Below are 23,143 nucleotides of genomic sequence, written 5' to 3'. Positions count from 1 at the left end.
ACGATATGATTCTTTTTGACAAACAATTAAACGTCTTTCATTTAAGCAACGATCAAATCAGCTATCTCTTACAGATAGAGGAAGGGGGCAATGTGGCGCACCTTTATTTTGGGAAGAAAATCGCCCATTATTCTGGTGGCTATCGCTACCCACGCCTTGATCGGTCCTTTTCACCTAATCCCCCAGACAGCAGCGATCGGCTTTTTTCATTAGATACCTTGATGCTGGAGTTTCCTGGTAATGGCTTCGGGGACTTTCGAGAAGCTGCCTATACGATTCGCCAGTCTAACGGTAGCCGAGTCAGCCATTTTGTCTTTAGTGATTACCAGATTCAACAAGGCAAACCCGCCCTAGCAGGATTGCCTCAGACCCATGGGGCCGGCGACGGCATCGAAACACTGATTCTGTCCTTAAAAGATGATGTGGCGGGACTTGAGCTGCAGCTGTTTTACACGATTTTTGAGGATGCGGCAGTGATCGTCCGCTCTAGTAAAGTAATCAACCACGGAAACCAGCCTGTTACGATCGAACAGCTAGCGAGTCAAGCGCTGGATTTTCCTAACCGGCCCTTTGATTTGATCCACTTGCCAGGGGCGTGGGCGAAGGAACGTCAAGTGACCCGAGAACCCATCCATCGCGGCATCAAGCGTTTAGACAGCAAGCGGGGTTCCAGCAGCCATCAGCAAAATCCCTTTGCCGTCTTGCTGGAACCTAATGCTACGGAGTTTGCTGGGGAGTGTTTTGGTTTTAGCTTGCTATATAGCGGCAATCATGAAACCATCATCGAAAAAGATCCTTACCACCAGACCCGTGTGATCATGGGGATCAACAGCCATCAATTTGCCTGGCAATTGCCGCCAACTGAAAGCTTTCAAGCCCCAGAAGCCGTGATCGCTTATAGTGAGGCTGGCTTGAATCAGCTGTCAGCCACCTATCATGATTTTTATGATGAGCATTTGATTCGGGGGAAATACAAAAAGCAAGAACGGCCGATCCTGATCAATAACTGGGAAGCAACGTACTTTGATTTCAATGAAGAAAAGCTAGATGCCCTCGTTGATGAAGCCAAGGAGCTGGGAATCGAACTGTTTGTTTTGGATGACGGCTGGTTTGGTCAGCGAGAAGATGACCAAACCTCATTAGGCGATTGGTTTGAAAACGAAGGCAAGCTGGCTTCTGGCTTGGCAGGATTTGCCCAAAAAGTCCATGACGAAGGGCTGCAATTCGGGCTTTGGCTGGAACCAGAAATGGTTTCGGGTGACAGTGAACTGAACCGACAACACCCCGATTGGCTGTTACAAGTACCCAATCGCAAGCCAGCGCTTAGCCGCAGTCAGTATGTGTTGGACTTTTCTCGGCAAGATGTCAGAGACCATCTCTATCACCAGTTAACCCAACTGTTTGATACGGTTGCCATCGACTATATCAAATGGGACATGAACCGCAGTCTGTCGGATGTCTATTCCTTGCTCCTCGATCCTGCCCAGCAAGGGGAAGTCGCACATCGCTATCTGCTGGGCTTGTATGAATTTCTGGAAAAACTGACCACTGCCTATCCAACGATCCTGTTTGAAGGCTGTTCTGGTGGCGGTGGGCGCTTTGATGCTGGCTTCTTGTATTATATGCCGCAGATTTGGACCAGCGACAACACCGATGCCATCGCCCGCCTGAAGATCCAATACGGAACCAGTCTGGTCTATCCGCCATCCACCATGGGTGCCCATGTCTCAGCGATCCCGAACCATCAGACCCAACGGGCAACGGATCTAGCGATTCGTGGCAATGCTGCAATGTCTGGCTTGTTGGGCTATGAGCTTGACTTGACACAGCTGACACAAGAAGAAAAAGCGCAGATCAAAGAACAAATCGCTTTTTATAAAAAACATCGGCGCCTGCTGCAGTTGGGTCGCTTTGTTCGACTGCTCAGCCCTTATGAAGGCAATGACACCGCCTGGCTGTATGTTTCCCCAGATAAAAAAGAAGCGATCGTCTTTTACTTCCGAGTCTTAGCCGAAGCCTCTGCACCATTGGTTACTTTAAAACTGGCTGGCTTAGATCCTGACCTTACCTATCAAAGTGGGGGAGAGACCTTCGGTGGCGATGAATTGATGCAGCTCGGGTTGTATATCGATCCTCATTTAGCAGGGGATTACGCCACGCAGCGGTTTCATTTTGTTGCAAAAGCGCCTCACGAATGAAAATCAGCGTCCTGTCAAAGCAACATGTTTTGACGGGACGCTTTATTGTGCTGCCGCAAGCTTTTGGCTAATGATCGGCAACTGAGAAGTTATTTTTGAACAAATGATTTATTTTTTTTCTCGAGAAGTCGTATGATGAAGGAGGAGGCAGGCAGTTTGCTTCTGACAATCAATAAGAGGAGGGTGTTCAACATGGACGAACAGCCACTAGGCAAGGAAACAGAAGCAGGGTTGATTGCTGCAGGATATCGGAAGTATCGTGGCGAAGCGATCGATATTTATTACAACAAAGAGATCTGCACCCACAGCGGCAACTGTGTGCGGGGCAATCCCGCTATTTTTGAAGTTGGACGGCGCCCATGGGTGATTCCTGATAATGGGGAAGCAGCGCAAGCGGCACAAGTGATCCACACTTGCCCCAGCGGTGCATTAAAGTACATATTAAAGGAGGAAGAACCATGGAAATCTTAGAAGAAAACACTCGATTTGTGTTAAAAGACGGCGACAAAGAAATCGGTGAAATGACGTGGTCGGAAGCGGGCGAAACGCGCTTGATCATTGACCATACCTTTGTCGATCCCGCATATCGGGGCCAAGGTCTGGCCGAAAAACTAGTGGCAAAAGGGGTGGAAAAAGCCCGCAAAGAACAAAAGAAAATCATTCCTTTGTGTCCCTTTGCCAAAAAAGAATTTGAACGCAAACCAGAATATGCCGATGTTTGGAACCAATAAATAAAAAAAGACCCCCGTCAGCTCAAGCAGGTACCTTTGAGCTGATGGGGGTTTGTGGTATGGCTGATCAATGTTGGAATTGAGCATGGTACAGGCGATAGTAATAGCCTTGTTCTGCCAGTAATTCTTCATGGGTTCCTTGCTCCACGATTTGACCGGCATCCATCACCAGGATCTTGTCTGCTGCTCGAATCGTTGATAAGCGATGGGCGATCACAAAGCTGGTTTTGCCCTCCATCATTTTCAAGAAAGCATCTTGGATTTTTTTCTCAGTCAGAGTATCAACCGAACTGGTTGCTTCATCCAAAATCAGCATGGGTGGGTTGCTGATCATCGTGCGGGCGATCGTCAAGAGCTGCCGTTGCCCGTCAGAGATCTTGATCCCTTGATGACCGATCGGTGTATCTAGTGTTTCTGGTAAGCGCATCACATACTCATACATATAGGCATGCTTTAAGGCATCGTAGATTTCTTCATCTGTGGCAGTGTCATTGCCGTATTGCAGGTTCTCTCGTAAAGAGGCATCAAAGAGCCACGTATCCTGCAAGACCATTCCGAAGCTTTGCCGTAATTCTTCTCGTTTCAACTGACGAATATCAGTGCCATCGATCTTGATTGCCCCTTTATCGACATCATAGAAACGCATCAATAAATTGACCAACGTCGATTTACCAGCACCAGTTTTTCCGACGATCGCGACGGTTTCTCCAGGTTTTGCGGTAAAAGTGAAATCTTCAATCAATTTTTGACCAGGATCATAAGCAAAAGAAACCTCCTCAAAGGCAATCTCGCCTTTGATCTCACCCAGTGATTGAGATTCTTGGTCATCGGCTGTTTCGGGCTCTTGATCCAACAGCTCAAAGGTTCTTGAAAGTCCAGCTAATGCCGTTTGGATCTGGGTGGTAATTCCCGACAATTCAATGAATGGTTTCGAAAACTGACTGGAGTAGATCGTAAAGCTGGATATCACCCCAACCGTGACTGCACCTGAACCAGAAAAGTAAAGCAGACCGCCGACAAAGCCGACTGACAGATACGCCAAGTGATCGACGAATCGTGAAAGGGGATTGGTCAAAGAAGAAGAAAACTGGGCTTTTTGCCCCCGGACATTCAATTCTTGGTTGATCGTTTCAAAACGGTTTTGGTTGATGGTTTCTCGATCAAAGGCTTTGACGATTTTTTGATTGCCGATCATTTCCGTAACAAAGCCAGAAATTTCGCCGACGATTTCTTGTTGGCGAGCAAAATGCGATTGAGACGTTCGTGCCACGATCCAGTTGACCAAAAAGATGATCGGGGTCGAAACCAATACGACCAACGTTAAGGGCACACTCATTTGCAGCATGACGACTAAGGCGATCAAGACGACCGAAATACCAGAGAACAGCTGGTTAAAGACTGCAGCGACGGCAATGGAAATATTGTCCATGTCGTTGGTAAAGCGACTGACGATGTTGCCGTGGGAGTTTTGGTCATAATAGCGCAACGGCAATGTATTGAGATGGGCAAAGCCTTTTTTACGTAAGTCGGCGACGGATAAATACGCCACGCGGTTGCCTAGTCGCTGGATCAACCATTGACTGACCACAGTCACTAAAACCACTCCGGCAAACAAAAGCAAAATACGATAGAGGGCGCTGAACTGCACTTGATCGGCACCTATCAGCTGATCGACGGCTTGACCGATCTGATACGTCATATAAACCGAGGAAACACCAGCAGCGATCCCGAGGACAACTGCTGCCCAAGTTTCTTTCGCGTAGGCAGTCAAATAAGGGAGGTAGCGACGAAAGGCCGACCAATCGAATGATTTCTTTTTCATGCTTCTTCCTCCTCTGCCTGTGATGCCACGATTTCTTGGTATTCTTTTGACGTTGCCAGCAGCTCTTCATGGGTCCCTTTGCCTACCAAATTCCCTTGGTCTAAGACCAAGATCTGCTGCGCATCTTGGATGGAGCGAACTCGTTGGGAGATGATGATGACCGTACCACGAATGCTTTCTTTTAAAGCCATCCGCAAATCAAGATCGGTTTGATAGTCAAGGGCACTTAGAGAATCATCCAAAATCAAGATATCTGGTTTAGCGATCAATGCTCTGGCAATTGTTAACCGTTGTTTTTGTCCCCCAGAAAAGTTCTTGCCGCCTTCAAAAATCGGGGTATCCAGTTGCTGCGGCAAGGCTTCAACGAAGTCGCGGCTTTGAGCGATTTCGAGTGCTCGCCAACACTCTTCATCGGTGGCATCTTTTTTGCCCCATTGCAAGTTTTCTCGAATCGTTCCCGTAAACAGCACGGCGGTTTGAGGCACCATGGCGATTTTTTGGCGTAATTGCTGTAAAGGCCATTTCCGCACATCGTGCCCGTCAACGATCACTTTGCCATCAGCCACATCGTAGAAGCGGGGGATCAATTGGGTCAAGGCAGATTTCCCGCTCCCGGTTGGTCCAGTGATACCTAAAATAGTCCCCGGCGCGACTTGGAAATCAATGTTTTTCAAGGCTAATCCGTATTCTTTTGAAAAGCGGAAATCAACGTGCTCAAAGCGAATCGCTCCGACGTTGTTTTTCGGCTGATCCATAAAGACTTCTGAAAGCTCATCGCCGATCGACGGCTCAGTGGCTAACACTTCATTGATCCGTGAACCAGATGCTGCGGCACGGGTAAAGATGATCACTAAGTTGGAAACCACGATCAATGCTAAGAGCATTTGATTCATATAATTGACCAGTGCCAACACTTGTCCTTGCTGCAAATTGCCAATATTGACCTTGAATCCACCGATATAAAACAACGCGATAATGCCGACATTCATGATCAAGGTGGTGGCAGGCGTCAATAAGGCGGAGAGATTTGTGACCCGTAAATAGACATCACTTAAATCATCAGTTGCTTTATCAAAACGTTTCGTTTCCGTTTTTGTGCGGGCAAAAGCACGAATCACCCGAATCCCGCTTAAATTTTGACTCACTAGTTCGTTCAATTCGTCGAGATGAATTTGAACTTTCTTATATAACGGCACGGTCTTGGCGATGATCCAGAATAAAACGATACAAAAGAGCGGTAAGACGAGTAGGAAAATCAAGCCAGCTTGCCAATCAATGACAAAGGCCATAATCACCGAACCGATACTTAAGAAGGGCGCCCGGACCACCAGCCGAATCAGCATCGCCAAAGCAATCTGCATCTGGTTGATATCGTTGGTCATTCGGGTGATCAAGGTATCCGTCCCGAATAAGTTCAGTTCGCTATGGGAAAGGGTGTTGATTTTTTTCATCAAGCGATTGCGTAATTCCGTCCCGAAGCCTTGAGAAGCGACGGAAGCATAATACTGACAGATGACGGCACAGATCATGCCTACCACGGACATCACGATCATCCAGATCGTCATTTCAACGACTTTCGTCCAATTGTTTTGCCGTAGCCCCTCATCGACTAGAGCGGCCATCTGCAAAGGCAGGACCAATTCAAACACCGCTTCTAAAAATTTGAAAAACGGACCAAGAATAATCTGTTTGCGATAATCCTTGGCATAGCGTAACAAGCTAATCATAAAAAACCTCCTAAATTATTTCGGATGAGCAGGATGTTCACTGGCCAAACAGGCAAAAACCAAACTATCGGTCCATTCCCCCTTGTTCCACCAGTCTTGGATAAAATGTGCTTCTTGGCGTAATCCAATGCGTTGGCAAAGCTTAGCTGAGGCCTGATTGCGGGCGTCTAGCGTCGCTTGGACCCGATGGATCTTCTGACTGGCAAACAACCAGTCCAATAATTCCTTCAATGCTTCTTGAGCAAACCCTTGTCCGCCAAATGACGGATGGAAGGCATAGCCGATTTCAACGGAAGACGGCTGACCAGTAAACCACACCGACAAATCGCCGATGACCGTTTGATCGTGTAGTACCGCCAAAGAAAGGCCTGCTTGGTCCGTCAAGGCGTGCTGTTGGCATTTTTTGGCAAAAGCTGCCACTGCCGTTTCTGTCTGCCAAGGCTCATGAAGTAAGAAACGGCAGACTTCCGCTTGACGATAAATAGCAAAGGTATCGGCAAAATCACTTTCTTGAAACGGACGGAGCAGTAAACGTTCGCTTTCAATAAAATCCATAACAGCCTCCAATTCTTTAGGGACATCTTACCATAGAACGAAATAGCCGAAAACATCCCCTGAAAAATCTATTCATTTTCTTGCAAAAAAATGTAAATCACTGGAAAAGTCTTTTTCTAGGAAAACGAACCTTGCCAGTTGCTGCTCATTTACCACGACTGCCAGCGGGCAAGAAAGGTTTTTTGCCAATCTCCCAAGGGCAAGATCACTCGCTGCATTTGAAAACGGTAGGTTTCCCCTTTATAAGTAAAGCGAATCGGGACGAGCATCCCTACAACAGGATCTTTGTGCTGTTTTTTCAGCTCAGCAAGCGGTATGCTTTTGTGCTGCACGACTTTTGTCGAGAAAAGATTCAACGCCAAAATCGTCAAATGCTGATCATCCAAGACGAGCAGGCTACGGCTGGTGATGGCGTTGAAGGACTGCCATTTTGCATAGCCGATGGTAGCCCCTTCTGTCCTATAGGGGGCAGCCAATGCTTGGAAGGTTTTTTTATTTAAAAGAAACATAGGTAGAAAACTCCTTATCAATCAATAATCAATGCAGGAAAGCGGTCAGTCCGTTGCAAATGGCTGCAGCATTTGCCGAACGTTTTCAGTATACGCTTGTTTGAGGACTAACGGGTGGATTTCTTTGATGGTTGGACCAAATTGCAAGAGAAAATCAGCCAGAAAACCCAGCTCATTGTCGGCAATGTGCCCCTCTAAGCAAAGCTCGCTAGGACGTTCCACCACTGCCATGTCAGGATATTTTTCTTGCCACAAGCGTTCCTTTGCCGATAGATCAAAGCGGATGTGATAGCCCAGTGTTTGTGTCAACACTTGTTGCTGCAGCTGTTTTTCAGCTAACTGCTGCAAGGTATAGCCTGTTTTTTCAGTCGGAGCAAGTCCCTGCATTGCATCACAGCGATAGCGGCGAAAAGCCTGCTTTTGACAGTCATAGGCCAAACAGTACCAGTAGCCAGCACGAAAATCCAACTGATAGGGCTGAACGATTTTGCTCGTTTTTTGATAACGCTGATAGCTAAATTGGATGACCTGTTCTTGTACGATCGCTGAAAAAAGCGCTGAGAGGATCGGCGCACTCGTCAATTGAGGCACCCCTTGAAACGAAACCGCCGTCTCCATTTTTTCTAACCACTCGGTGTCTCCTTGATAAAAAGACTGCAACAATTTTCGCCGTAACCCTTGATAGCTCCGATCAAAAGGAGAATCGGTTAATTTTTGTAAGAGCTGCAAAGCAAAGAAAAGGGTATACCGTTCATTTTTGTCAAAGTACAAGGGGGTCAGTTGATTTTTCAAAATCTGATAGCCGCCATAACGACCGGTTTCTACCACGAGAGGCAAGCCCAGCTCTTCCAATGATTGGACATCACGGACGGCTGTACGTTTTGAGATTGCGAAGGTTTCCATCAAATCGGCTAGATGAAAAGTGGTTTTTCCTTGTAAATACAATAATTCCTGTGTTAAGCGTTCTGATTTTTTCATTTCTTTCTCCAATGGTGCCAAGTTTTGGCAATATTCACAGTTACACTTATGGTAACAAGAAAAGGAGGAACCAACAAATGATCGAACCAAAAATCGCTTTGTTTTTAACGTTAGACGGCAAAGCCCAAGAAGCCATTCAATTTTATCAAGAAACACTAGACGCAACCCTCTTATTTGCCATCACCAACCAGGAGTATCGTGAGAGACTTGATCCAACGCTGGAGATTCTTGCGGGACAAGAGCAGTATCTTTCTCACTCCATCCTACAGATTGGAGATTTTCAGTTACAGCTGGCAGACAATCCATTAGTTGAAGGAGAGACGATTCAGCGAGGCAATCACTTGTCACTGAGTTTGACGCTAGCGGAGAGCCAAATAGCTCAGAAGCTTTATCAACGATTGAGGCAAAAAGGCAGTCAGACGATCCAAGCACCAAGTGAGAATGCTTTTGCGTTTTTTTATGCAAGTGTTCGCGATCCCTTTGGTGTAATTATTCAGCTGACTGTCGAAAAAGAAGTTGATCCCTCCAAAAAGGGTGAATGAAAAAACTCGTTTTTTAATAAAATATCCATAGAAGTTGACTAATTATCCAAGTTTCTTTCAATCCCAGAATTATTTTTAAGGAATGTTTAAAGGACTTCACAGAAAAAGAATAAAACTTCTTAAAAAAATAGGCGGATCGTAAAAATTCTGGTACAATCGGGGAGAGCAATTCAGGAGAAATGAAGGAGGCACTATGGATAGAAAGACGAGATATAAACAGCAAAGAGCCCACAAAGCGCGCAACAAACGCGTGATTATTGGAGGAATCTTTCTTTTCGCCATTGCAGGCATCGTTTTATTTGCCGGCTATACGTATTATGCAGCAAAAAATTCAGTGGATAAAATGTTTAAAGAATCCGCTGTGATCAGCTCTAACAAAGGAAAAGAGGATGGATCACTCAAAACATCCGATGTAAGTTCTAAGTTCGGTGTTTTATTGATGGGTGTCGATAATGATGAGGAACGTGAACAAACAGATCATTTAGACAGCGCACGTACTGATAGTTTGATCTACATGGTTTATGATGGCGAAAATAAAAAAATCGATATGGTCAGCATCCCGCGGGATATTTGGACGAATATCTATGATGGAACTGGAACGGGTACGATCTATACCACAGCAAAAATCAATAGTGCTTATACAGTCGGAGAAGAAGATGCCACGATCGAAACCGTTCAAAATTATTTGCAATTACCAATCGATTACTATGTAAATGTGAATTTCATAAGCTTTAAAAAAATTATTGATGCAATTGGTGGTGTAACTGTAAATGTCCCTTACAACATAAATCAAGATTATGCCGCAGATAACTCTGGGGAAACATTGATTCCGGAAGGCCGTCAGTTGTTGAACGGTGAGCAAGCTTTGATTTTTGCGCGCATCCGTAAAATGGATACCGATGTGGATCGAGGAAATCGTCAGCAAGAAGTTATTGAAGCAGCGATCCACCAAGCTTTGAAAATCAATAATGTCACCAAGTACCAAGAAATCTTAGACTCAGTCAGTGAAGACGTGAATACAAACTTTAAGTTTGAAGATTTAGTTTCCCTTGCTGGAAATATGATTTCAGGGTTTGAAATCAATAGTCATACCTTTGAATGGTATGATGGGGAGTCTTACGATGGTCAGTCCATTGTGTACATCCAAGACTACTCTTACAATGAAATCCGAAACGACATGCTTAAGGCATTAGGCAAGCAGACAGAAGAACAGAGTACCCAAAATCAAAACACAGGTGCTCAGACAGGATACGACGACGGGTCTCAAGGAACAGGTTATGGCAACGAGTACGGTACTGACAACGGAACGGGCTATGGCACGGAGTATGGATCAGATTCAAATTATTAATGAAGTATAATTGTCAGAAGCAAGCCAGGAGAAATCCTGGTTTTTTTGCGTTCAAGAGGGGAGCAAATGGTAAATCTTTGTCGCAAGCCACTTTCGTTTTCATCTAGGAAGTGCAGTGCTATGCTTAAGAAAAGAGACAGCTTGTTACAGCGAGTTCGACACCGAAGGAGGAACCATGATGGAAAAACAGCAAGAGCAAAAAGCCCGTAGAATCGTTTTGCTGACCCATGTCTTAGGGTTGATCATGAAAGCCATCGGCTACTTCTTTAGCGGCAGTGCTGTCTTGATGAACGAAAGTATCCATAGTCTGATCGATTGCATCAATCAAGGACTTCTAGCCATCGGTGAAAACCGAGCACAGCGAGGACGCAGTGAACTGCATCAGTTTGGTGAAGGACGAGCGACCTATTTTTTAGTACTGTAGTTGCCATGACAGTTTTTTTAGGTGGTGGGATTTTAGCGGTTGTTGAAGCCAGCCGTGATCTGCTAGACCCCACCCACGAAGTGGAACAGCTCCAGCTGGTGGCAGCGATCTTATTTGTCAGTTTGTTCATTGAAGTGACGGCTGTACAAGAGGGATGGCAAGAAGTCAAAGAACAAAACAAGCAAAATCAGCCCCTCGTCCGTTTCTTAAAAGAAAGCCGCGATTCCGATCTGCTTTTAGGTTTCACGGAAAATTTATTTGCCCTAGGTAGCGTGACGATCGCCATCGTAGGAATCTTATTGACCGCATTGACGGACAATCCAGTATTTGATTCCCTCGGCGGCATTTTGGGTGGATTTTTGTTGATTGCTGCTGCTGTCTTTTTAGCCAAAGAATTTTATAGCCTCTTGATTGGAGAAGGCGCCTCTGCTTCTGATTTAATGACGATCAAACAAATTTTAGCCGACCCTGCCATCATTCAAATCAAAGATTTGCGAACCCTCCATCTAAGCCCAGAAGAACTTTTGATCGTCGCCGACCTTACCTTGAAGCTAGGACCCGAAGAACCAAGCGTATTTATCGATACCATCGAACAGCGGATCAAACAGGCTTTGCCTGATCTGCGAGTCTATTGCTACATCGAGAGTGAGGAAGTTCCCTCATAAAGTAGAATAGATACGAAGTATTCCTCGGTTGGTGATTTATCATTCAAACGAGGAATGCTTTTTTGGGGTATTGGCGTGCTTGTTTTATATGAACACAATGGATCATGACTAGTTTTGATTCAACCTTTTCAGACGATCAGCAAGGAGAATGTCAGCGAGAGGTCGCAATTCAATTGTTTTTTTAGCAATAAACATTTTTTTTGTTCAAAAGTTTGTTGTTTTTTGTTAAAATAAAGTAAAGACAGCAAGCGTTCTCTTTTTAAAGTTATTTTTTTGCTAGAGTTGTAACATTGTAAATCACAACATAGCAAAAGCTTAGTTTATTAAGAAAACACCGAAACGAGTACCTGTTTGGCATTACTGACATGCTGCCCAATCTTCACCAAAAGCGGTGGTGCTAATTTTGTTACGACTGTTTTTTTACACCACTTGTGAAGCAAAATCCTTTGCGAACATCTTCATCCATGATAGGTTAGAAGTAGGCCGGATGGTTTTTTCACAAAGTACGTACATAGAAAGATCACTTGCGACGATTAAAAGAAGCGACTTCATTGCTCGCAAAATGATCGATACTCAACACACATACCTTTTCCCTCAGCCAGTCAACCTGCGCTTGCTTTTCTTATTGGTTATATTCCCTTCACTCAGCAATTGCCTGAACCGATTCAAATCAAAAAATGACTGTGCAAGGTATCTGTACCGATTTATCCCTTCAGAAACGTGGAAACCCTCGGCAAGAAGTTTATAATTTAAAGGAGGAATTTGATGGAAAAATTTTACCAGCAAAAGACTGAAGAGACCTTGAAACATTTTGAAAGTGACCGCAAGCAAGGCCTAAGCGGGAAAGAAGCCGACAAACGCTTAGAAAAATACGGAGAAAACACGATCCAGCAACAAGAATCCCTTTCTGTATGGGAATTGCTGTGGCATAACTTGAACAACTTGATTGTTTATTTATTGCTAGCAGCTGCGTTACTCTCTTTTGCGATGGGGGAAACGATTGAAGGAATTGCAGTATTGATTGCCGTGGTGATTGCTGTAATGACAGGTTTTATCACAGAATTACGAGCACAAAAATCAATTGATTCTCTTCAAAGCATGATTTACACTACCGCAAAAGTGATTCGTGATGGAGAAGTAATGGAGATCGAGTCGGCAAAAATCGTTCCAGGCGATATTCTCGTTCTGGAAGAAGGGGATGCCATTGCGGCAGATGCCCGCTTACTTGAAACGAGCAACTTTACCTGCATCGAATCAGCGCTGACCGGTGAGTCAGAAGCTGTTGAAAAAGATGCACGAGAAACCTATGAAGAAGATGTTCCACTAGGCGATCGACGCAATGTCGTTTTTGCAGGAACTGCGGCAACTCGGGGAAATGCCTATGCTGTAGTGACAGAAACCGGTATGAAGACTGAGGTCGGAAAAATCAGTGACATGCTGACGGGTGACAAAAAGCGTCAAACGCCGTTAGATATCGAATTGGACAAGCTAGGAAAAGCAATCATTATTGCCGCGCTTTTTGCTGCGGTGGCAGTTTTGATCGCTGGGGTCTTGACGAATCAACCATTTGTCGAAATGATCCATATCTCGATTATTTTGGCGGTCGCAGCGATACCTGAGGCAATGCCAGCCGTTTCGACGATCACATTGTCCCGAGGCATGCGGACGATGGCCGAGCACAAAGCACTGGTCAAATCGTTATCAGCTGTTGAGACCTTGGGCGCCACCAGTATCATTGCCAGTGACAAAACGGGGACGCTGACAGAAAACCAAATGACGGTTGCTGAGATCATTTTAGGTTCAGGAGAAATGTTCAAAGTAACAGGAAATGGGTATGAACCCAACGGAAAATTTTACAAGGCAGACTCGGAGGATGAAACCGAGATCGATGCAGCCAATCATGATGCGCTGCAAGGGATGATCGAAAACGGTGCTTTATGTACCACCGCCACCTTACGTGAAAACGAAGGGCAATACGAGATCCTCGGTGATCCAACAGATGGGGCGTTCGTCGTTTTAGGTCAAAAAATCGGCATCGATCGCCAAAAAGAGCAGGACAGCGGGCTGAAGAAAATCGCAGAAATGCCCTTTGATTCCGACAACAAATACATGGTGACCGTGTATGAAGGAAAGCAACGGACATTGATCATCAAAGGGGCACCAGATGTCTTGATTGATTTAGCCGATGCTGATGCCAAAGAAAAAGAACAGCTTCATGAATACAATGACACGTTAGCCAGTCATGGGCAGCGGGTGATCGCTGTCGGTTGCATCAAGGATTATCAGGGTGGAACGGACGAAGCAGAGCTGAAAGCAGCACTACAGGAAATCAAGATCCAAGGCTTTGCGGGCATCGTCGACCCGCCGCGAACAGATGTCAAAGAAGCAGTGAAGGTCGCACAAGAAGCGGGGATCCGAGTGAAAATGATCACGGGGGACCATCCGAAGACGGCGTCCATGATCGCCAAAGAAATTGGCTTAAAAGACCATGAAAAAACCATGACGGGTCGTGAGATCGATGAATTGGCAGGGCAAGAAGGCTTTAACGAAAAAATCGAAGAAGTCGCTGTCTTTGCTCGAGTTTCACCAAAAAATAAATTACAGCTTGTGGAAGCGTTGCGTGAAGAAGGCGATATCGTTTCAATGACTGGCGATGGGGTCAACGATGCGCCAGCACTCAACGGCGCCGATATCGGGATCGCCATGGGGATTCGGGGGACAGAAGTAGCCAAAGAATCTTCCGATATGATTTTGACGGATGACCGTTTTGGAACGATCGTCGATGCTATCAAAGAAGGACGCATCATTTTTGACAACATCAAAAAATATGTTTCCTTCCTGTTCTCTTGTAATATGGTTGAGATCGTGACGATCTTTCTAAGTGTCATTTTCTTGATGCCCATGCCGATCCAACCGCTGCATATCCTTTTCTTGAATCTAGTCATCGATATTGCTCCAGCCATGGCATTAGCCTTTGAACCAGCTGAAGACGACATTATGAAGCGCCAGCCACGGTCGAAAGCGGATGGCCTCGTAAATAAGCGTTTCTTAGGACGCATCATTTTAAGTGGGGTCGTGATTGGTTTGGTGGCGTTTGGCTTCTTCAACTTCCTGATGCTGACAGATCACGAGTTGCTTTATGCACAAACAGCAACCTTTACCTTTATGGCAGTGGCGCAATTGATGCATATTTTCAACGTTCGTAAGAGCAGCGGCTTTGGTTTAGACAAAACCCTCTTGAAAAACAAACCATTGATGGGGGCATTGCTCCTTTCCGTCGGCTTACAGCTTTCAGCGGTCTATGTACCGTTTATGAATGAGCTATTGGATACGATGCCGATTCAAGCTGGCACGTGGGGCATTATCTTCGCAGCAGCAGCGATCTCTACACTGATCGTGATGGGCTTGAAGAAACTCTTCCAATTAAAATAAAATAAATTCTACCGTATTTTCTCAATACTGGAGTAACGAAGATTCGCAGCCTGTTGGTGTACCTTCATCAAAGAATTTCTGTTTCGATTCTTGATGAGGTACGCCTAGCAGCGGGTCTTTTTTGCTTACTCTTTACAAGCAAAAGAAAATGATTTATACTTGACTAGTCAACAGTTGACAAGTCAATGATGAAAGGAGCGGTTTATGCAATGAATTTACGTGAGCTAAGCGGATTGCTGTATCGGATGAAAATCGTGAATCAAGAATTAACGGCGATCTTTGAAAAAGAGACTGGCTTTAGTCTGACCCGTTATCAGTTGCTGCAGTTTTTGAATGAGCAAGGACGCTGTACCCAAAATCAAGTACAGAATGAATTGAAGATCGATAGTGCAGCGGTCACTCGGCATTTGAAGATTCTCGAAGAAAAACAATTTGTGACACGGGAACGAAACAAAGACAATAACCGCGAGATTTTTGTTTCTTTGACATCGAAAGCACAAGCCGATTTGGCTAGTTGTGCTTCAAAGCATGCCAGCTCTGAGGAGTCGTTAGGCATCAATTTGACCGAAAAAGAAGAAGCACAGCTTCTAACATTACTTATGAAATTAGTTCCATGAAAGAAGGCAAACCCATGACAGAATATAGCAATAACAATTTTTCAGAGATCACCTTTGGCCGAAAATCGGTTCGTGTCTATGATGAAACCTACAAAATCCCCCATGAAGAAATGTTGACCATGATCCAAGAGTCAACGACAGCACCTTCCTCAGTCAATATGCAGCCTTGGCGCTTTGTCGTTGTGGAAAGCGACGAGCAAAAAGCAAAATTGAAACCATTGATTCGTTTCAACGTTCGTCAAAATGATACCTCTTCTGCAATGGTCTTGATTTTTGGCGATATGCTTTGTCATGAACTTGGGGAAGAAATTTATAACAAAGCAGTAGCAGAAGGAAAAATGCCAGCAGAAGTACGTGACCAACAATTAGCAGCGATCATTCCGCATTACGAAAATCTTACAAAAGAACAAATGAATGATGTGGTGAAGATCGACGCTAGTTTAGCAGCGATGCAATTTATGTTAGTTGCGCGGGCGCATGGCTATGAAACCAACCCAATCGGCGGCTTTGAAGCAGATCAATTAGCCGAAGCTTTTGGCTTAGACAAAGAACGTTATGTTCCTGTCATGATCCTTTCAGTCGGAAAAGCCAAAGAATTAGGCTATGAATCCGTTCGGTTAGACGCAGAACAAATTACGACATTTCTATAAGAGGAGGGAAAACGATGGAAATCATTAATGCAACGTTTTACATCAAAGAAGAAAAGCGGGCAGATTTTTTAGCCGCTGTTACGCCATTATTAGCATCGGCGAGAGCTGAGGAAGGCTGCCACGGCTATCATCTCTATGAATCATTGGAAGAGAACAATCGGTTTGTCATGGTCGAAAAATGGGCGAATCAAGAAGCGATCACCGCTCACAATCAAAACCCGCTGCTGCAACAATTATTCCAACAAATGCCTGACTTTGCAGCCAAACCGAGCGAGATCGTTGTCGCTCATCAAGGAGAATAAAGATGACGATTTTATCGACGATTTTGATTGTACTGGTTGCCTTAGAGTTTTTCTATATTCTCTATTTAGAAACATTTGCCACTACGTCCAAAGCAACGGCGCGGGTCTTCAACGTGACGAAAACAGAGCTTGAACGACCGATCGTTGTGACCTTGTTCAAAAACCAAGGAGTTTACAATGGGCTGATTGGTTTGGGGTTACTGTATAGTATTACCTTTGCTTCAGCGCCATTGGAAATCAGTCGCTTGCTGTTGATCTACATTATCTTAGTAGCTGCATATGGCAGTGTGACTAGCGACAAGAAAATTATTTTGACCCAAGGCGGTCTAGCGATCCTTGCCTTGCTATCCACCTTTTTTTAACCAATAAAAGAAGAAGTCCCCCGATCGAAGAAAGCATTTCTATTCAATAGAAGCTTTCTTCGATCGGGGGCTTTTAATGTTGGGCAAAGAGTACTCAGAACGTGAAAAAAATGATAGGATAAGAGAAGGGACTAACGATTTTCGGGTCGTAAACTGGTTGCTGCAAATAAGGCTTTTACTAGAATGGGTGTTAAGATCGCAGCTGTGATCACCTCAGAAATTCCATTCGTTACAGCAATTCCACCGAGGGTCACGAATAAAGCCGAAGCATCGACACCATAGGTAGTGGCAACTAAGCCAGTATATAAGGTTCCCATTAACGTTAAGACCAAAACTGTATTGGTGATGGTCCCAAAGATTGCTGCAACAATCGAAGCAGCGACGACTTTTTTGGTCTTTTTGTAAATGATCGTAAACAAGAGACCAGCCACTAAGCCAACCAATACACGGGGAACCACCGAGATGATTGGGTTGGTGAAAACGGCAATGTCTAAGGGCGTTGTCGGAGAGGTAAACGCACGAATCATGGTAAAAATACCCCAGACTAAGCCGATGAACATCCCGTCTTTTGTCCCTAAAACGATGGCAGCGACGATCACCGTGATATGGATGATCGTTAAACTAGTGATACCGATCGGAATAAATCCAAGGAAAGGCACCATCGTCTGTAAAATAATAATAGCAGTCAAAATGGCACGAATGACAAGGCGATAGGTTTTACTTTTTGTATTCATTGTAAAAACTCCTTTTTTTATAATGACACTCGTGTCATTTTTAAGTTAGGTTGATTATACAACAAAATGACACGAGTGTCATTAATAATGTGATGAAAGGAGCCAAAAAAATGGCAAAGAAGCAACAGAGCGAATTGACTACAGCGGAAAAGAAAAAACAACAAAAGCGTGATTTGATTCTTGAAAGTGCCAAAGTCGTCTTTAGTAAGAAAGGCTTGATCGATGCGACAATGAAGGACATTATCGAAGAGTGCGGCATTAGTCGTGGTGGCATTTATTTATACTTTCGTTCGGTGGATGAGATTTTTTTGGCAGTGTTAGAGCAGCGCTCCAAACGAAAATTTGATGATGTACGAGAGATGATCATGGAGCAAGTGCCCTTTGAAACGATTTTAAACAAATATTTTTACGACCATCGCAAGCGTCTACTCCACAGCATTTCTGACGGTATGCTGCGAGCCGTCTACGAGTATTACTATACGCATAAAACCGAAGCCTCCAGTTCCCTGCAGCAAGCACAACTTTCTGAGACGAAACGGACGATCCATGAGATCTTTCAAGTCGGCGTTCAGCAAGGCGTGCTAAAAGATGAAAACTTGGCAGTGATTGCAGAAAACTATATGTTCGTGATTGAAGGATTGGGGATTCTGGCTCTGACCGGTCACATCACAGAACAGACCATTGATGACCAAATCGCTGTAATGAGACAACTACTCCCTTATCGCGAATAACTAAGACAAAAAAACTCGCTCTTTTCTAGTAAACACTAGGAAGGAGCTTTTTTCGTCTGTTTAAAATTTTGTGAATCACGCATATTTTGCAGAAAATTAATGTAATAAAAGTGAAATCTACAACATTATTTATTTTTTCTTAAGAAAAAGGACTTTTTCTATGAAGTTTTCTTGAACAGTTGATAAATAGGGATTCACTAGGGGTGTTGATCGCAGAGGAGTGGGGAACATGCAATAAAAAAACAGAGTTTATTTGTGTAACTAAAATGTAAATCGCTTACGGATTGGGTTTGTTTCTGAACTATGGTAAAATGAAAATGGTCAAATAAATGAAAAAAAAGTTTTAAAATTGAATTTGGAGGATCAGATGAAGAAGAAAATCTTTGCAACAGTGTGTATGTGTGGCATTGTATTGTCATCATTCGGCGGACCTGTGACCGTTTTTGCTACGAATCACGATCAATTGATCGAACAAAAAAATAACGAAATTGATCAGTTGAGACAGCAACGTCAAAGCGTACAAGGGGAAATTGATGGATTGTCTGCAGAAATTGATTCATTAAATCAAGAAACAGCAATCATTTTAGCGCAGCAAAGTGATTTGTTGCAAGCGATCGAAGGATTGGATCAGGAAATCAGTCAGTTAGAAGAGCGGATTGCCAAACGCTCAGAAAACATCGAAAAGCAAGCCAGAGAAACACAAGTCAATGGAAAAGGCGACAATTTTCTAACAGCCGTACTAGAAGCTGATTCTGTCAGTGATCTAGTGGGTCGGGTCCATGCCATGACGACGATCATTCGAGCGAATAATGAAGTGATCGAACAGCAAAAAGCCGACCAACAAGCAGTTGAACAAAAGCGTGCGGAATCACAAGAAAAAGTGGCAGAATTGCAAGCAGCACAGAGCCATCTGGAAGTACAAAAAGGTGTCTTGGAAGCAAGCCAAGCAGAATTAAATGTCTTGGTTAGTCAGTTAGCCTACGAAGAAGCAACGAAAGAAGAAGAAAAAGAGCAGCTGCGTGCGGAAAAAGAAGCCTATGAAGCGGAGCAAGCAAGAATTCGTGAAGAAGCTGCCCGTGTTGCGGCTTTACAAGCCCAAGCAGAACAAGCGGCGCAACAGCAGGCAGAACAAGCTGCAGCGGAAGCAGCAGCCTTGAATGAAGCGGCTGTTCAAGCAGAGGGCACCGAATCTGACGCAGGAGCAGAGAGACCAGCGTCAGTGGAAGAGCCAGAAGCGCCAGCGGAAACGCAGCCAGAGGAAACGCAAGAATCTGAACCAGTTGAAACACCAGAGGCTCCAGAAGAAGCACCAGTAGATACACCAGAAATTCAAGAGCCAGAAACACCAGTGACACCTGCAGCACCGGAGACGCCAGCGGACAGTGCACCTGCAGTTCCTGCACCAACGCCCGTTACACCAACACCGGCGCCAACGCCTGCTCCGTCACCAGCACCGATCGTGACGCCGCCAGCACCTTCTGCACCAGCATCAACAAATGGGGCTGCAATCGTGGCAGAAGCGTATAAACATATCGGAAAACCCTATGTTTGGGGTGCCAAAGGACCGGACAGCTTTGACTGTTCTGGGTTTACTCGCTATGTCTTTTTACAAGTAACAGGGAGAGATATTGGTAGATGGACGGTACCACAAGAAACAGCGGGTACAGTGATTTCCGTTAGCCAAGCACAACCAGGAGATCTATTATTCTGGGGTTCATCAGGCAGCACCTATCATGTAGCCATTGCTTTAGGTGGCGGACAATACATTCATGCACCACGCCCAGGACAAAATGTTTCTGTTGGCAGTACCGCTCATTTTACACCTAGCTTTGCAGTAAGAATGTAAGAACTAGCTAGCTGTAGTTTTAAGGAGAGACAAATGGAAGAAAGAAAACAGCTTCGTTATCGTGCGAAGAAACAAAGAAGAGGACTTCTTTACCGTAAAAGTGCGGCGGCAACCGCTGCACTTGTTAGTACGGTGAATATTTTGCCGATGAATGTTTTAGCAGATACACTTGAGTCAGCAGAAACCCAAAATGGTGTTCAAGTAGTTGAAACAGCAGAGTCAACCCAAGACACATCGACGCAAGATTCCGTGAGCATTGTAGAAGATCAAGAAGTGAACGAGGGATCACCAGCAACGCAAGATAGTACCGATCCATCAGAAGCTGAAAGTTCGGATGTAGTAGAAATTCAAGACGTACCCGAAAATGAACCAGCAGATGATGCTTCTGAACAGAATGAAGCAGAAATCGATCGTGACATTCCTGTTCTGTCAGAAGAAGAGCGGATCGCCATTGAAACGAAGGTCATGCCCAACTACAACAATCCAATGGCACGTTCTAATAATCAGCAAGCATTTATTCAGCAAGTAGGACCAATGGCACAAGAAGTGGCGGGGGCAAATGACCTCTACGCTTCAGTCATGATAGCGCAAGCGATCTTAGAATCAGGTTGGGGGCAATCCACGCTGACTACTCTTGCCAATAATATGTTTGGTATCAAGGGATCTTACAATGGACAATTTGTAGAGATGCAAACCTTGGAAGATGACGGGAATGGCAATCTCTATCCGATTATTGCGAAGTTTCGTAAATACCCTTCATTAAAAGAATCTTTTCAAGACAATGCGCACGTTTTGAGAACCACCTCATTTTCGCCGGGTGTTTTCTTCTACCATGGGGCATGGAAGTCTAATACGAATTCTTATCGTGACGCGACACAATGGCTGCAAGGACGCTATGCCACCGACACGTCTTATGCAAGTAAGCTAAACAACTTGATTGAAACGTACAATTTGACCCAGTACGATACATCAAGTGGTGGCGGTTCAAACGATAATAACAATAACAGCAATAACAATTCTGAACAGGCGATCAATAAGCAATTCAGAACAAATGCAGCACTCAATATCCGTTCGGATGCTTCCACCAACGCCTCGATCGTGGGTTCATTGGCTGCCAATGCAACATTTGAAGCAGTAGCGCAAAAAAGCGGCACCAGTGTGAACGGCAATACGACGTGGTACCGAATTCAAGGACGTGGTTGGGTAAGTGCCGCTCACGTGACGGAGATCTCATCGAATACGGGTGGGAATGATAACAACAATAATAATGGTAATAACAACGATAATAATAACAGTAACAACAGTGCCGAACAAAGCATCAACAAAGAGTTTCGCACCACCGCTGCTCTGAATATCCGTTCAGACGCATCGACTAGCGCTTCTGTTGTCGGCTCCTTGGCAAGCAATGCAACATTTCGAGCAGTCGCTCAAAAGACGGGAACGAGTGTCAACGGCAACAATGTGTGGTATCGAATCCAAGGACGCGGCTGGGTGAGCGCTGCGTACGTGACAGAAGTGACCGCTGGAAGTAATAGCTCTGAACAAAGCATCAACAAAGAGTTTCGCACTACCGCAACATTGAATATTCGCTCTGATGCGTCTACCAGTGCCAGAATTGTTGGATCTTTGTTAAACAACTCCTCTTTTCGTGCAGTTGCGCAAAAGACCGGAACCAGTGTCAATGGCAACAATGTCTGGTATCGAATTGAAGGGCGTGGCTGGGTAAGTGCAGCGTACGTTCAAGAAACGAACGCTTCCTCATCAAACAGCACCACCTATACTGTACGTTCGGGAGACACTCTATGGGGGATTTCGCGACGCTACGGTGTAACTGTGAATCAGTTGATGCAGTGGAATAACCTTTCTGGCTCATTGATTCTGGTAGGGCAACGTCTTGTAGTCCGTAGATAAAAAGAAAAAACATCTGTACCCATGTTTGTGGCGATTAGCCAAACTGGGTACAGATATTTTGTTTATTCTTCTTTAAAGCTGTTCATGATCGCTGTTAGTTCCTCTTTTGAAGAGTCGTATAAGCTTTCTAACGTCCAGCCATACAACTGAACGTAATTATTTTCGGTTTCAAGTACATAATAAATATAGTGGATATTTAGCCCTTCAACTGTCGCAGGAAAATCAACGAAATAGGCCTTTGTGTCAGGAATTGGTAAAAAGGTGGCAGTCGTATCGAAGCTTGTTGCCAAATTTTCTTGAACCAATCCGAGGTAAGTTTCTAAATCGGCAAAATCCTGTTTTGATTCAACGACTGCAGCTAAATATTTCGTTTCTAACGCATCGGACAACATGAAATCATTGTCAGGGTTCAATGAAGTGAAATCAGGTACCTCTTGCCAATTGCTAGGCAAATCGATGGTATAGTTTGTTCCACTCACACCTGTGATGGTTTGTTCCGAACTCGGTAAAGCCGCTTCGCTAGAAGAGACCGTCGATTCTTGGGCGACTTCGGTTGATGATGTCATGGATAAGCTTGTAGCGCTTGCATTTTCCGTACTTTCTGAAGCTGGTTTCTCCTCTTTTGGCGTGCAGCCAGCAAAAAGAAGTGTGAACCCCAATAAACTAAAAACAACACTTTTTCTCATTATTCTCACGTTCCCCTTTGTTTTTTATTTTCAAATAACCAACATTATTTAGTTAATCGTATAATAGGAAAGGAAATAACGCAATAAAATATTCTCAGTTATTGCATGAATCGAAAAAAATAAAGGATTGTTAAATAGTAAATGTAAAAAAATGAAGCGGAAATAACGGACTGTTACCGCATATTTTCACTTTTTTCTTAGATTGATGCAAAAGTTGATTATAAATACGGGGCGACTTTTGCTATGCTTTAGAAAAGAAAGGAAGCATTAAAAGAATAGTGAAGTTAAAAATTGTGTGAGAGTGTAAAATATTTTGTGTAAATAGAAAAAAGGAAGTCCCTTCTGTAGAATAGAGTTACCACAACACATTCAC

The 23,143-nt window shown here is 44.4% G+C and carries 20 protein-coding genes and 1 pseudogene; 14 read left to right on the top strand and 7 right to left on the bottom strand.

The genetic code is table 11. From position 1 onward, the window contains the following. Positions 1 to 5 precede the first annotated feature (5 nt). The 3 genes from ACI3E5_RS15610 (at position 6) to ACI3E5_RS15600 (ending at position 2,929) form a co-directional block, all read left to right on the top strand. Positions 6 to 2,198 carry an alpha-galactosidase gene (locus tag ACI3E5_RS15610; protein WP_498822083.1) on the top strand — a complete coding sequence of 731 codons (2,193 nt, stop codon included), beginning with the start codon at positions 6 to 8 and terminating at the stop codon, positions 2,196 to 2,198. A 192-nt stretch (positions 2,199 to 2,390) separates the two neighbouring features. After that, positions 2,391 to 2,669 carry a (4Fe-4S)-binding protein gene (locus ACI3E5_RS15605; RefSeq protein WP_015509363.1) on the top strand — a complete coding sequence of 93 codons (279 nt, stop codon included), beginning with the start codon at positions 2,391 to 2,393 and terminating at the stop codon, positions 2,667 to 2,669. Beyond that, positions 2,657 to 2,929, top strand: a complete 273-nt coding sequence (locus ACI3E5_RS15600) for a GNAT family N-acetyltransferase (RefSeq protein ID WP_010747845.1) — start codon at positions 2,657 to 2,659, stop codon at positions 2,927 to 2,929. Before ACI3E5_RS15605 ends, ACI3E5_RS15600 begins: the two co-directional genes overlap by 13 nt. Positions 2,930 to 2,996: 67 nt before the next feature. Here ACI3E5_RS15600 and ACI3E5_RS15595 read toward each other — a convergent pair whose 3' ends face one another. From ACI3E5_RS15595 to ACI3E5_RS15575, 5 genes are all read right to left on the bottom strand, one after another. Then, entirely contained in the window at positions 2,997 to 4,751 is a 1,755-nt protein-coding gene (locus ACI3E5_RS15595; RefSeq protein WP_010747846.1) for an ABC transporter ATP-binding protein, read from the bottom strand. Next, positions 4,748 to 6,478, bottom strand: a complete 1,731-nt coding sequence (locus tag ACI3E5_RS15590) for an ABC transporter ATP-binding protein (RefSeq protein WP_498822084.1) — start codon at positions 6,476 to 6,478, stop codon at positions 4,748 to 4,750. The genes ACI3E5_RS15595 and ACI3E5_RS15590 overlap by 4 nt, the downstream gene beginning before the upstream one ends. 15 nt (positions 6,479 to 6,493) lie before the next feature. After that, positions 6,494 to 7,033 (bottom strand): GNAT family N-acetyltransferase, encoded by a 540-nt coding sequence (locus tag ACI3E5_RS15585; RefSeq protein WP_086294919.1) that lies wholly within the window; start codon positions 7,031 to 7,033, stop codon positions 6,494 to 6,496. A 149-nt stretch (positions 7,034 to 7,182) separates the two neighbouring features. Further along, on the bottom strand, positions 7,183 to 7,542 hold the full coding sequence (locus ACI3E5_RS15580) for a hypothetical protein (RefSeq protein WP_491807841.1): 360 nt from the start codon (positions 7,540 to 7,542) through the stop codon (positions 7,183 to 7,185). Positions 7,543 to 7,587: 45 nt separating this feature from the next. Continuing rightward, positions 7,588 to 8,520, bottom strand: a complete 933-nt coding sequence (locus tag ACI3E5_RS15575; protein ID WP_498822085.1) for a helix-turn-helix transcriptional regulator — start codon at positions 8,518 to 8,520, stop codon at positions 7,588 to 7,590. 77 nt (positions 8,521 to 8,597) lie between these two features. Between ACI3E5_RS15575 and ACI3E5_RS15570 the strand changes: the two genes are divergently transcribed. The 8 genes and pseudogenes from ACI3E5_RS15570 to ACI3E5_RS15535 all read left to right on the top strand — a co-directional run bounded on the left by ACI3E5_RS15570 (position 8,598) and on the right by ACI3E5_RS15535 (position 16,862). Further along, a complete protein-coding gene (locus ACI3E5_RS15570) occupies positions 8,598 to 9,062 on the top strand; it encodes a VOC family protein (protein WP_086338456.1) in 465 nt (154 codons plus the stop codon). Positions 9,063 to 9,255: 193 nt separating this feature from the next. Next, the gene (locus ACI3E5_RS15565; RefSeq protein ID WP_498822086.1) at positions 9,256 to 10,410 is read left to right on the top strand and encodes an LCP family protein; all 1,155 of its coding nucleotides are present in this window, start codon (positions 9,256 to 9,258) and stop codon (positions 10,408 to 10,410) included. Positions 10,411 to 10,585: 175 nt separating this feature from the next. Beyond that, positions 10,586 to 11,499, top strand: a pseudogene (locus ACI3E5_RS15560) (cation diffusion facilitator family transporter). Positions 11,500 to 12,264: 765 nt separating this feature from the next. Beyond that, on the top strand, positions 12,265 to 14,931 hold the full coding sequence (locus tag ACI3E5_RS15555; RefSeq protein WP_498822087.1) for a cation-translocating P-type ATPase: 2,667 nt from the start codon (positions 12,265 to 12,267) through the stop codon (positions 14,929 to 14,931). Positions 14,932 to 15,140: 209 nt separating this feature from the next. Next, entirely contained in the window at positions 15,141 to 15,548 is a 408-nt protein-coding gene (locus ACI3E5_RS15550; RefSeq protein WP_498822088.1) for a MarR family winged helix-turn-helix transcriptional regulator, read from the top strand. Positions 15,549 to 15,562: 14 nt separating this feature from the next. Further along, entirely contained in the window at positions 15,563 to 16,198 is a 636-nt protein-coding gene (locus ACI3E5_RS15545; RefSeq protein ID WP_008378805.1) for a nitroreductase family protein, read from the top strand. A 14-nt stretch (positions 16,199 to 16,212) separates the two neighbouring features. After that, positions 16,213 to 16,500, top strand: coding sequence for a putative quinol monooxygenase (locus ACI3E5_RS15540; protein WP_016608137.1), 288 nt, complete (start codon positions 16,213 to 16,215; stop codon positions 16,498 to 16,500). Positions 16,501 to 16,502: 2 nt separating this feature from the next. After that, on the top strand, positions 16,503 to 16,862 hold the full coding sequence (locus ACI3E5_RS15535; protein WP_015509373.1) for a DUF1304 domain-containing protein: 360 nt from the start codon (positions 16,503 to 16,505) through the stop codon (positions 16,860 to 16,862). Between the two features lie 131 nt (positions 16,863 to 16,993). Here the strand turns inward: ACI3E5_RS15535 and ACI3E5_RS15530 are convergent, their stop codons facing one another. Continuing rightward, positions 16,994 to 17,596, bottom strand: a complete 603-nt coding sequence (locus tag ACI3E5_RS15530) for an ECF transporter S component (RefSeq protein WP_005225613.1) — start codon at positions 17,594 to 17,596, stop codon at positions 16,994 to 16,996. A gap of 110 nt (positions 17,597 to 17,706) precedes the next feature. Here ACI3E5_RS15530 and ACI3E5_RS15525 point away from each other — a divergent pair, with 110 nt between their 5' ends. From ACI3E5_RS15525 to ACI3E5_RS15515, 3 genes are all read left to right on the top strand, one after another. Continuing rightward, positions 17,707 to 18,327, top strand: a complete 621-nt coding sequence (locus tag ACI3E5_RS15525) for a TetR/AcrR family transcriptional regulator (protein WP_498822089.1) — start codon at positions 17,707 to 17,709, stop codon at positions 18,325 to 18,327. 367 nt (positions 18,328 to 18,694) lie between these two features. Continuing rightward, positions 18,695 to 20,173 carry a C40 family peptidase gene (locus ACI3E5_RS15520; RefSeq protein ID WP_498822090.1) on the top strand — a complete coding sequence of 493 codons (1,479 nt, stop codon included), beginning with the start codon at positions 18,695 to 18,697 and terminating at the stop codon, positions 20,171 to 20,173. 33 nt (positions 20,174 to 20,206) lie between these two features. After that, complete coding sequence (locus ACI3E5_RS15515; RefSeq protein WP_010747861.1) at positions 20,207 to 22,084, top strand: glucosaminidase domain-containing protein; 1,878 nt, start codon at positions 20,207 to 20,209, stop codon at positions 22,082 to 22,084. A 62-nt stretch (positions 22,085 to 22,146) separates the two neighbouring features. On the opposite strand, the gene ACI3E5_RS15510 is transcribed toward ACI3E5_RS15515, so the two are convergent. Continuing rightward, on the bottom strand, positions 22,147 to 22,770 hold the full coding sequence (locus ACI3E5_RS15510) for a hypothetical protein (RefSeq protein ID WP_074535072.1): 624 nt from the start codon (positions 22,768 to 22,770) through the stop codon (positions 22,147 to 22,149). Positions 22,771 to 23,143 lie beyond the last annotated feature (373 nt).

Origin of the sequence: Candidatus Enterococcus avicola, from assembly GCF_047470845.1 — a bacterium.
GTDB lineage: Bacteria > Bacillota > Bacilli > Lactobacillales > Enterococcaceae > Enterococcus_D > Enterococcus_D casseliflavus.
The sequence above is the reverse complement of the archived record's forward strand: the minus strand, read 5'-3'. Positions and strand labels throughout refer to the sequence as shown.

What these genes read in the sequence shown, in the direction of transcription:
- ACI3E5_RS15610 (WP_498822083.1), top strand. Translation starts at nt 6, where the DNA reads ATGATTCTTTTTGACAAACAATTAAACGTCTTTCATTTAAGCAACGAT.
- ACI3E5_RS15605 (WP_015509363.1), top strand. Translation starts at nt 2,391, where the DNA reads ATGGACGAACAGCCACTAGGCAAGGAAACAGAAGCAGGGTTGATTGCT.
- ACI3E5_RS15600 (WP_010747845.1), top strand. Translation starts at nt 2,657, where the DNA reads ATGGAAATCTTAGAAGAAAACACTCGATTTGTGTTAAAAGACGGCGAC.
- ACI3E5_RS15595 (WP_010747846.1), bottom strand. Translation starts at nt 4,751, where the DNA reads ATGAAAAAGAAATCATTCGATTGGTCGGCCTTTCGTCGCTACCTCCCT.
- ACI3E5_RS15590 (WP_498822084.1), bottom strand. Translation starts at nt 6,478, where the DNA reads ATGATTAGCTTGTTACGCTATGCCAAGGATTATCGCAAACAGATTATT.
- ACI3E5_RS15585 (WP_086294919.1), bottom strand. Translation starts at nt 7,033, where the DNA reads ATGGATTTTATTGAAAGCGAACGTTTACTGCTCCGTCCGTTTCAAGAA.
- ACI3E5_RS15580 (WP_491807841.1), bottom strand. Translation starts at nt 7,542, where the DNA reads ATGTTTCTTTTAAATAAAAAAACCTTCCAAGCATTGGCTGCCCCCTAT.
- ACI3E5_RS15575 (WP_498822085.1), bottom strand. Translation starts at nt 8,520, where the DNA reads ATGAAAAAATCAGAACGCTTAACACAGGAATTATTGTATTTACAAGGA.
- ACI3E5_RS15570 (WP_086338456.1), top strand. Translation starts at nt 8,598, where the DNA reads ATGATCGAACCAAAAATCGCTTTGTTTTTAACGTTAGACGGCAAAGCC.
- ACI3E5_RS15565 (WP_498822086.1), top strand. Translation starts at nt 9,256, where the DNA reads ATGGATAGAAAGACGAGATATAAACAGCAAAGAGCCCACAAAGCGCGC.
- ACI3E5_RS15555 (WP_498822087.1), top strand. Translation starts at nt 12,265, where the DNA reads ATGGAAAAATTTTACCAGCAAAAGACTGAAGAGACCTTGAAACATTTT.
- ACI3E5_RS15550 (WP_498822088.1), top strand. Translation starts at nt 15,141, where the DNA reads ATGAATTTACGTGAGCTAAGCGGATTGCTGTATCGGATGAAAATCGTG.
- ACI3E5_RS15545 (WP_008378805.1), top strand. Translation starts at nt 15,563, where the DNA reads ATGACAGAATATAGCAATAACAATTTTTCAGAGATCACCTTTGGCCGA.
- ACI3E5_RS15540 (WP_016608137.1), top strand. Translation starts at nt 16,213, where the DNA reads ATGGAAATCATTAATGCAACGTTTTACATCAAAGAAGAAAAGCGGGCA.
- ACI3E5_RS15535 (WP_015509373.1), top strand. Translation starts at nt 16,503, where the DNA reads ATGACGATTTTATCGACGATTTTGATTGTACTGGTTGCCTTAGAGTTT.
- ACI3E5_RS15530 (WP_005225613.1), bottom strand. Translation starts at nt 17,596, where the DNA reads ATGAATACAAAAAGTAAAACCTATCGCCTTGTCATTCGTGCCATTTTG.
- ACI3E5_RS15525 (WP_498822089.1), top strand. Translation starts at nt 17,707, where the DNA reads ATGGCAAAGAAGCAACAGAGCGAATTGACTACAGCGGAAAAGAAAAAA.
- ACI3E5_RS15520 (WP_498822090.1), top strand. Translation starts at nt 18,695, where the DNA reads ATGAAGAAGAAAATCTTTGCAACAGTGTGTATGTGTGGCATTGTATTG.
- ACI3E5_RS15515 (WP_010747861.1), top strand. Translation starts at nt 20,207, where the DNA reads ATGGAAGAAAGAAAACAGCTTCGTTATCGTGCGAAGAAACAAAGAAGA.
- ACI3E5_RS15510 (WP_074535072.1), bottom strand. Translation starts at nt 22,770, where the DNA reads ATGAGAAAAAGTGTTGTTTTTAGTTTATTGGGGTTCACACTTCTTTTT.